This window comes from Nocardia sp. NPDC060220, assembly GCF_042727815.1.
Taxonomy (GTDB): Bacteria; Actinomycetota; Actinomycetes; order Mycobacteriales; family Mycobacteriaceae; genus Nocardia.
Genome location: NZ_JBHWZY010000227.1, coordinates 1 through 8786, shown reverse-complemented (window position 1 = coordinate 8786; position 8786 = coordinate 1). Strand labels below are relative to the sequence as shown.

At 67.8% G+C, this 8786-nt stretch carries 10 protein-coding genes; 6 read left to right on the top strand and 4 right to left on the bottom strand.

Annotated elements, in window-relative coordinates; all coding sequences use genetic code 11:
- Positions 1–226 precede the first annotated feature (226 nt).
- Complete coding sequence (locus tag ACFWF3_RS14290; RefSeq protein ID WP_378993264.1) at positions 227–1681, bottom strand: ATP-binding protein; 1455 nt, start codon at positions 1679–1681, stop codon at positions 227–229.
- A gap of 9 nt (positions 1682–1690) precedes the next feature.
- Positions 1691–2377: a response regulator transcription factor gene (locus tag ACFWF3_RS14285; protein WP_358071318.1), complete on the bottom strand. Its 687-nt coding sequence runs from the start codon at positions 2375–2377 to the stop codon at positions 1691–1693.
- A gap of 292 nt (positions 2378–2669) precedes the next feature.
- Between ACFWF3_RS14285 and ACFWF3_RS14280 the strand changes: the two genes are divergently transcribed.
- The 6 genes from ACFWF3_RS14280 (at position 2670) to ACFWF3_RS14255 (ending at position 8331) form a co-directional block, all read left to right on the top strand.
- Positions 2670–5450 carry an ATP-binding protein gene (locus ACFWF3_RS14280; RefSeq protein ID WP_379314016.1) on the top strand — a complete coding sequence of 927 codons (2781 nt, stop codon included), beginning with the start codon at positions 2670–2672 and terminating at the stop codon, positions 5448–5450.
- Positions 5447–5851, top strand: coding sequence for a roadblock/LC7 domain-containing protein (locus tag ACFWF3_RS14275; RefSeq protein WP_056813970.1), 405 nt, complete (start codon positions 5447–5449; stop codon positions 5849–5851). The genes ACFWF3_RS14280 and ACFWF3_RS14275 overlap by 4 nt, the downstream gene beginning before the upstream one ends.
- Before the next feature lie 6 nt (positions 5852–5857).
- Positions 5858–6229, top strand: coding sequence for a DUF742 domain-containing protein (locus ACFWF3_RS14270; RefSeq protein WP_056813973.1), 372 nt, complete (start codon positions 5858–5860; stop codon positions 6227–6229).
- A 4-nt stretch (positions 6230–6233) separates the two neighbouring features.
- Positions 6234–6833, top strand: a complete 600-nt coding sequence (locus ACFWF3_RS14265) for an ATP/GTP-binding protein (protein ID WP_266295760.1) — start codon at positions 6234–6236, stop codon at positions 6831–6833.
- Positions 6826–7602, top strand: coding sequence for an MHYT domain-containing protein (locus ACFWF3_RS14260; RefSeq protein WP_378993267.1), 777 nt, complete (start codon positions 6826–6828; stop codon positions 7600–7602). The genes ACFWF3_RS14265 and ACFWF3_RS14260 overlap by 8 nt, the downstream gene beginning before the upstream one ends.
- Positions 7603–8106: 504 nt before the next feature.
- Positions 8107–8331: a hypothetical protein gene (locus ACFWF3_RS14255; protein WP_336084385.1), complete on the top strand. Its 225-nt coding sequence runs from the start codon at positions 8107–8109 to the stop codon at positions 8329–8331.
- 76 nt (positions 8332–8407) lie between these two features.
- Here the strand turns inward: ACFWF3_RS14255 and rpmF are convergent, their stop codons facing one another.
- Together rpmF and ACFWF3_RS14245 are read right to left on the bottom strand one after the other, a co-directional pair.
- Positions 8408–8581, bottom strand: a complete 174-nt coding sequence (rpmF, locus tag ACFWF3_RS14250; RefSeq protein ID WP_378635926.1) for a 50S ribosomal protein L32 — start codon at positions 8579–8581, stop codon at positions 8408–8410.
- A gap of 3 nt (positions 8582–8584) precedes the next feature.
- Positions 8585–8786: type B 50S ribosomal protein L31 (locus ACFWF3_RS14245; RefSeq protein WP_379314015.1), on the bottom strand; the 202-nt coding region annotated here is incomplete at its 5' end.

The window sequence follows — 8786 nt, the reverse complement described above, 5'->3', positions numbered from 1 at the left end:
GGTGCGGCTGGTCGCCGAAGCCCGGCGCCTGCCCCTGGTGCCCGGCCGGTAGCCCCGACTCGGTGGGATGGCCCGTGTCGCCCGGTCCGGTAGCGGCGGGCCGGTCAGCGGGGTGCTGGGGATCGTCGGTCATGGTGTCTGTCTCCTCACGCTTGCTGACCAGCTTCCTGACGGCTACTGAGAGGCGCCTGAGATCGGACTATCAGTTCGCCGTGACTGACGGCGATCACCCGGCGTCGGACTCGTCGAGAACGATCGGCGCCTCCCCCGGCAACACGATGCGTACCAGCGCGCCGCCCCGATCGGAGGTGTCGACCGCGATGGTGCCGCCGTGTTTGGTCACCACCTGCTTGACGATGGCCAGCCCGAGTCCGGAACCGGGCATCGAGCGCGAGGCGGTCGTGCGGTAGAAGCGTTCGAAGACCAGTTCGCGTTCGCCGGTGGGGATGCCGGGGCCCGCGTCGCCGACGGCCAGTTCGAGCAGTCCGGGGCCGGCCGGGCGCATGGTGATCCGGACGACCGCGTCGGGCGGACTCCACTTCGCCGCGTTGTCGAGGACGTTGAGGACGGCCCGTTCCAGCCCCGCCTCGTGCCCGTAGACGAACCAGGGCGCCAGATCGGCCACGAAGGTGATCCCCACCCGTCTGCGGCGCGCACGCTCGAGCGCACGCTCGGCCACCTCGCCGAGATCCACCCGCTCGTACACGGTTTCGGGGGCATCCTCACGGGCCAGGTCGACCAGGTCGCCGACCAGCGTCGACAGCTCACCGATCTGGGCGACCACATCGGCGCGCAATTCGGCCATGTCCTCGTCGGGCAGCCGGGGCGCGCCCGGCCTGCCCGAGGCGATGAGCAGCTCCATATTGGTGCGCAGCGAGGTGAGCGGCGTCCGCAGTTCGTGGCCCGCGTCGGCGACGAGCCGGCGCTGACGATCGCGTGATTCGGTCAGCGCCCGCAGCATCGTGTTGAAACTCTCGGTGAGTCTGGCCAATTCGTCGTCGCCGGTCACCGGGATCGGCGTCAGGTCGTCGGTGCGGGCGACGCGCTCGGTGGCCGCGGTGAGCCGGGCGATCGGGCGCAGACCGGTGCGGCCCACCGCGGTTCCGGCGGCGGCGGCGAGCACGACACCGCACGCGCCGACCACGAACAGCAGCCACGCCAGCTGATCGAGCACCTCGCGGGTGCGGTAGAGCTTCTGCGAGATGATCAGCGTCGCGCCGCTGTGCGTACGCGCGGCGAGTACCCGCTGGTCACCGACGGTGCGCAGCGAGGAATTGATCTTGCCGTCGGCCACCGCGAGCTCCTGGGCGCCGACCGGTGGAATTGTCTGCTGGGGTGGCATATACGGCTTGTGACCGGCATAGATCAGCGCGACGCCGACATCGTTGGAGAACAGCCCGGCCAGCACGATCGACTGGAAACCGGCGGTCTCGAAATTGTTGTTGATCATCGTCGCCGCGCGGGCCTCGAGCTGGGCGTCGACGTCGGCGTAGAGCGCGCGCGCCACCATCGCGTAGGCGGCGATCGAGGTGACCGCGACCGCGATCAGCACCACCGACGCGGCCAGCAGCGTCACCCGCCAGCGCAGGGACACCGAGCGGGTGAGCGGTGTAGGCGGACGCATCTCACTCGCGTCCAGCGGCCTGCCGAGAACGGCGACCGCGGGTTCCTTGTGTGCCATCTCGCCCGCCTACGGAGGGGTCTCGCGCAGCACGTAGCCGACGCCACGCACGGTGTGGATCAGTCGTTCCTCGCCGTCGGCCTCGGTCTTGCGGCGCAAATAGCCGATATAGACCTCCAGCGCGTTGCCGGAGGTCGGAAAGTCGTAGCCCCAGACCTCTTCGAGGATTCGTCCGCGAGTGAGCACTCGGCGCGGATTGGCCATCAACATCTCGAGCAACGAGAACTCGGTACGCGTCAGACTGATCGCGCGTTCGCCGCGCGAAACCTCGCGGGTGACCGGATCCAGCGACAAGTCAGCGAACACCATCGCCTCCGACGCTTCACCGGGATCGGGCGTTCGACGACGCAGCAACGCCCGTAAACGCGCCAGCAATTCCTCCAACGCGAAAGGTTTCGGCAAATAATCGTCGGCGCCCGCGTCGAGGCCGGCCACTCGTTCGGACACCGAATCGCGCGCGGTCAAAACGAGAATCGGCAGATCGTCGCCCGTACTGCGCAGCCTTCGGCACACTTCGAGGCCGTCCAGGCGCGGCATCATGACGTCGAGAACCAGCGCATCGGGCCTGGCCGCGGTCACTTTCTCGAGTGCGTCCAGACCGTCGACAGCGAGGTCGACGGTGTAGCCGTTGAAGCTCAGTGACCGGCGCAGTGATTCCCGCACCGCGCGATCGTCGTCGACTACCAGAATGCGCATGTGCTGTAGTTTGCCGTGACCGACTGAGAACGTACTGAGAGGCCTCGGCGCGCCGAACGTCGTGTTCTCGCCGGAGGTATGTTGTAGGTCTTGACAAACCCGAACGAATCGTCGTTGTGTCAGCGCATATTCGGCGAATTACAGACCGTGTGGCCCGGATTGCCGATGCCCACTCGGCACGGTATCTTTCCTGCGGTAAAAGAAGACCTCCAGTTGGTTCTGCGCTCGCATCGCTCCGCGACCTCCCCGCGCGGGCCGGGGTCACACGTGGAAGCAGAGGCAACGCACGCGGATGGAACCTGCATCGCGCTCCTGGCAATTCAGCCTGTCCAACTGGTCGGTTACGCGCAAGGTCGGTGTGGTGCTGGTGCTGCCGGTGATGCTCGCGACCACCTTCGCCGTGCTGCGGATCAACAACGAACTGCAGACGATGACGCAGCTGGGCGCGGCCACCGAACAGGCCACCGCCATCCGTCCCGTCGTCAAATTCGCCACCGCCACCGAACAACTCGCCGTCGCCGCGACGGCCAACTGGGGTGCGATCGCCGACCCCCAGACCGACGCCGCGCTCACCACCTACGACCAGGCCCTCGCCGAGGTGCAGAGCGCGCTGCGCTCGGCCCGCATCGACCCTGTCGTCGCCAGTGAACTCACCGCGGCCACCACCACCGGCGCCACCCTGCGCAATACCGTGCGCGGCGGGTCCCCGGCGATGGTCGGCGAGCAGACCGACGAGATCGGCGAACGGATCGGAAAGGCGCTGTCCAAGACCCCGCAGGTCCAGGACTTCGTCGTGCAGCGCTACTTCCTCCAGCTGGCCGCGCTGCACCAGGCTCGCCGGGTGCTCACCCGCGAGCGCACGCTGGTCGTCTCGCCCGAATCCGGTCGCAGCCAGAGCGCGCGAGCGAAGATGCTCGTCGAGCTCGGCTCCGAATCGAACATGATCAAGACCTACGCGATGGTCTTGCCCGACCAGGCGGGCAGCATGGCCGCGCTGCTCGACGCGGTGCAGACCCGGATCAGTGTGTTCAGCCAGAACAGCGGTGATCCGACCACCAACGCGGCGGTGCTCAACACGCTCCAGGTGAGCGCCGACACCTACGCCTCCACGATCTCCGCGCTGCTCGACAACATCGACCACACTCTCGACAGCAACACCGCGACGGCACAGACCGGCGCCCTGCGCGAGACCACCCTGGTGCTCGGCATGCTGCTGGCGGGCCTGGCGCTCGCGCTGGCCGTGGCCCGCACCCTGGTGGTGCCGGTGCGCAGGCTGCGCCGCGACGCGCTCGAGGTCGCGCATGTGAAGCTGCCCGACGAGCTGGCCGTGGTCCGCAGCGGCGGCGCGACGCCGGAGATCATGCCGGTGGGTGTGCACTCCACCGACGAGATCGGTCAGCTGGCCCGTGCCGTCGACGAGATCCACGAGCAGGCGCTGAATCTGGCGGGCGATCAGGCCCGCCTGCGCCTGCAGATCGGCAACATGTTCGAGACGCTGTCGCGGCGCAGCCAGTCGCTGGTGGAGCAGCAGCTCGCGCTCATCGAGGAACTCGAGCACGACGAGGACAACCCCTCGCGCCTGCAGACGCTGTTCCGCCTCGACCACCTCGCCACCCGCATGCGCCGCAACGGCGACAACCTGCTGGTGCTCGCGGGCACCGTGCTGCGCCGCGGTCATCTGCCGCCGGTGCCGCTGTCGGACATGCTGTGGAGCGCGGTCTCGCAGGTGGAGGACTATCAGCGGGTCGAGATCGGCAATGTGCCCGACGGCGTCGTGGCCGGTGAGTCCGCGGTCGATATCGAGCACCTGCTCGCCGAGCTCATCGACAACGCCCTGCGCTACTCGCCGCCGAGTACATCGGTGGCGGTCATCGTCGGCCGGGCGGTCGACAGCGGCTATCTGATCGAGATCACCGACCGCGGCCTCGGCATGTCGGCCGAGGATCTGCAGACGACCAACGACCGGCTCGCCTCCGGTGGTGAGGTGACCATCGAAACCGCCCGTCGCATGGGTCTTTTCGTGGTCGGCAGGCTCGCCAAGCGGCACACCATCACGGTCAGCCTGCGCCGTACCAGCGGTGCGGCCCCGCAGCCCGGCATCACGGCCAGCGTGCATCTGCCCAGTGCGCTCGTCGCGCCGTCGCCGCCCATGTCGTCGGGTCCGGCCACCGGGCCGAATCCGATCGTCCCCGCCGGGATCGGCCCGTACGCGCTGACTCCGGCCGACATCACCGGCCCGAATCCGATCATGCCGACCGGACCGCGCCCCTTGGTTTCGCTCGACGCCGTGACCGATCTCGACCTGCCCGCCTCACCGCTTCCCGCGCTGCCGACGTTCGCGGATCCGAATCCGCTCGTCCCGGCCAACGGTGCGAGCACGCCCAAGAACCCACTCACCAGTGTCGGTCTCCCGCAACGTGTTCCGGCCGCGGTACCGGCGCCCCCGCCGGAACCGGCCATCGTCGAACCCGTCGAGGACGCGGCACCGGCGGGCATGTGGGCCGAGCACGATCACGACACCGACGATCTCCCGGTGACGACCGATCCGGCAGCGCCCGCTCCCGACTCGTCGCCGTTCGGCCTGCCGCAGCGCATCCCCGCGAACGCGCTGGCCGAGCTCGCCGCGTCGTCCGCACCGGCCGCGCCCCAGGAGCCGCAACCCGCGCCGCGTCCCCTCGACGTCGACCCGATGCCGACGACGAGCACCCGTTTACAGCCGGTCTCCGGCCCGGCGCCGACCCCGATCTACCAGCGGATGGTCTCGGAGTGGCTCGTCGAACCCGCCTCGGCCCCCACCGAATCCGGTAACGGCAACGGCGCGTCGTGGAGCGCCCCCGGCGACGCGGGCTGGTCGGCCGCCGCCGAGGCGGACCACCCACCTACGTCCTCGCGAACGAGCGGCGGGCTGCCGATCCGCAAGCCGGGCGCTCAGCTCGTCCCCGGTGGGCTCACCCCCGCGGAGGAAGCGGGCGCTCGCGACCCCGAGGAGATCCGCAACAACCTGACCAGACATCTCAGCGGCGTCCGCAGCGGCCGTGCCGAGATCCAGTACAACGACGGAGGCCTCGAATGAGCAACGCGCACCCCACAGACGAGAATCTGAACTGGTTGGTCGCCCGCTTCACCCGCGACGTACCCGGCGTCTCACACGCGGTGCTCGTCTCGGCCGACGGACTGCTCCAGGCGACCAGTCCGCATCTACCCGCCGACCGCGCCGAGCAATTGGCCGCGGTCACCGCCGGTCTGGCCAGCCTGTCGATGGGTGCCGCGCACCTGTTCGACGGCGGCAAGGTGATGCAGTCGATCGTGGAGATGCAGCGGGGCTATCTGCTGGTGATGAGCGTCGGAAACGGTTCGCACCTGGCCGTTCTCGCCAACAAGAGCCACGACATCGGCCGCATCGGCTACGAGATGGCGTTGCTCGTCGACCGGGTGGGCTCGGCGGTTACCGCCACCGCCCGCTCCGCCGGCTGAGGTGAGATGTCGAGCCCTTACGGATCCGATCACCGGCCGACTACCCGGGTCAGGCCCTATGCCCTGACCTCCGGCCGCACCGAGCCCGCGATCGCGCTGCCCTTGGAGGCGGTCGTCGAGACGGTATCTTATACAGCGCACAACGACTGGTCCGCAGGCGATTTGCGGATCGAAATCGTGCGTCTTGCCACACATCGGCTTTCTGTCGTCGAGATTGCCGCATACCTTGGTCGCCCACTGGGTATGGTCCGGGTGATGATCGGTGATCTCGTAGTGGGCGGGATTCTTCGAGTGCATTCGACGCTGACCGAACAGGCGAGCTACGACGAACGCCGATCACTGATGGAGAGGACTTTGCGTGGACTCCGTGGCCTCTGATGGCATGCGCCCGCCGGCACAAGAACAACGGGTCGCGTCGACCAAGATCGTCGTAGCGGGCGGATTCGGCGCCGGTAAAACGACTTTCGTCGGTGCGGTGTCGGAGATCGTGCCGCTGCGCACCGAGGCGATGGTGACCCATTTCTCCGACGGCATCGACGATCTCGCCGAGACGCCGGAAAAAGAAACCACCACCGTGGCCATGGACTTCGGGCGCATCGTGCTGCCCGGCAACCTGGTGCTCTACCTGTTCGGCACCCCGGGCCAGAAGCGCTTCTGGTTCATGTGGGACGACCTGATCCGGGGCGCCATCGGCGCGGTGGTGCTGATCGACACCCGCAGGCTGGAAGACAGTTTCGCCGCCGTCGACTTCTTCGAGGCGCGTGGACTGCCGTTCCTGATCGCGGTGAACCGCTTCCCCAACGCTCCCCGCTTCCCCATCGCCGAACTGCGCGAAGCGCTCTCGGTGCGCGAGGGCATCCCGATCGTCGACATCGACGCGCGCAATGCCGTCGAGGTCCGTCAGGCACTGGCGGCGGTGACCGAATACGCCATCGCCCAGCTCGAGCCGCAGCAGTTCGAAGGAGCGGGCAGGCGTGCCTGATCTGCTCGCCGCGACCGGTGCCGAGACATTCGCGCACGGCACCGGGATCGCGTGGCTCGCGTTGGACCTGTCGGCGCTCGGCGCGCTGGTGGCGTTCGCCTGCATCCGGCATGCGAAGTACTCGATCCGGTTCCGGCTGATCTGGCTGACGATGGCCGCGGTCTCGCTCGGCGGGGTCGGGCTGTGGCTGGCGAATTCCGTCGCGCTGCTGGCGATGCGGGTGAACGACAGCACGATGCGCTACAACGTCGCGCTCGGTGCGGCGGCACTGGCCATCGCGGTGGTCGGCGTCCTGGCCGGATTGCTGATCAGTGGCCGGACCCCCCAGGTGCCGCGGCTGATCATCGGTGGGCTGACGATGGGGTTGAGCATCGGACTGTCGACCTATCTGACCCTCGACGCGCTCGCCGTGCAGGGCACCGTCGACGAGTCACTCGGCCTCATCGGGGTGTCGGTGCTGGTGTCGATGGCGCTGTGCACCGCGACCCTGTGGGTATCGCAGGTGGTCCGGCGGGTGCCGATGCGGGTGCTGGTGTCGGTGCTGTTCGCGCTCGGCGTCGCGGCGGTGTATTACACGGCCATCGCCGCGCTGAGCTTCTCGATCGATCCGGGTATCCGGACACCGGCCGGGATGCCCCTGTTCGACCTGGTGTTCCCGATGTTCGTGATCGGTGCGCTCGGCCTGACCGTGCCGATCACCGCGGTGCTGGTGGCGCCGGATCGACGCGATGTCGCGGTCCCGGTGCGTCAGCCCGTTCCGGCCCGTTGAGCGCAACCAGCTAACGTCCGGTTTGTCGGAATATTTCCGGTCTTCCGCCCCGCTGATCCGAGCTCTCGCAACCTGCGGCGAACTGCCGCGAAAACCGCCTCTGAAGTGGCGATGAGCGGGTTCCCCATACTCGGGGAACCCGCCCTCCCGCACGAGAGTACATACCTGTGAGGGACTCCGCATCAGTGGTTCGGGAATTTTCTTGTGGCGAAAAACAAACCGAGAGTTGGTAATTCGACCGTCAGCAAATACTCCGCAAGCCCTTGCGCGCGTTCGTGCCAAGTGGCGTGCATCACACGGTTAACGGGGCGGTTGCCCCACACCCTTCCCTAGGGCCCTGAACAGGCAGAACAGCACCGCAGTAAGTCCCCTGGACAGATGGCAGGGCAGAACGAACCGCCGAGCCCCCGGAAGCCCACCACCTGGTGCGCCAACCGAGTTATGGTCGCTGATGGGCGCATCCGTCTCGCCCGGCACATCCAAGGTTCGTTCGAAGGAGTTCGCATGGCCGTCAACGTGGTGCTCGACAAAGTCCTCGACAAGGAATTCGAGAACAAGACGCTCGCCGAAATTCTCGCCGCGCCCCCGTCGGCGCTGGCCGGCCTCACCGAGGCGCACGACAAGCAACTGCTCGAGGCGCTGAAGATCAAGACCATCGCCGACCTGGGCAACAACAAGTTCTTCCAGCTCGCCGCGACCCTCGTAGCGCTGGCCGAACGAGAAGGATGACGCGGACCGCAAACCCAGGGCGGTAGAGACAGGCAACGGCCTGCCGGGCGGTTCCGGCAGGCCGTTGTCGTCGGCGTCAGAGCCGGGCGGGGTCGATCATGCCCTTGCGGACGGCGTTGACGATGCGGCGTGGCACTCGGTACTCGACACCGCCCACTGTCACCGGAACCAGCTGCGGGACTTCCGCTTTCCACTGCGCGCGTCTGCTTCGGGTGTTCGAGCGCGACATTCTGCGCTTGGGGACCGCCATGATTCAGCCTTCCTTGCCTGCGCGCGAGCGCTTTCCGTACTTGCGCTCGAACTTCTCGACCCGGCCCTGGGTGTCGAGGTTGCGGGCGGTGCCCGTCCAGAACGGGTGCGAATCCGAGGTCACGTCGACCAGCATGAGCGGGTAAGTGTTCCCGTCGGTCCATTCGATCGTGCGGTCGCTGTTCGCGGTCGACCTGGTCAGGAAC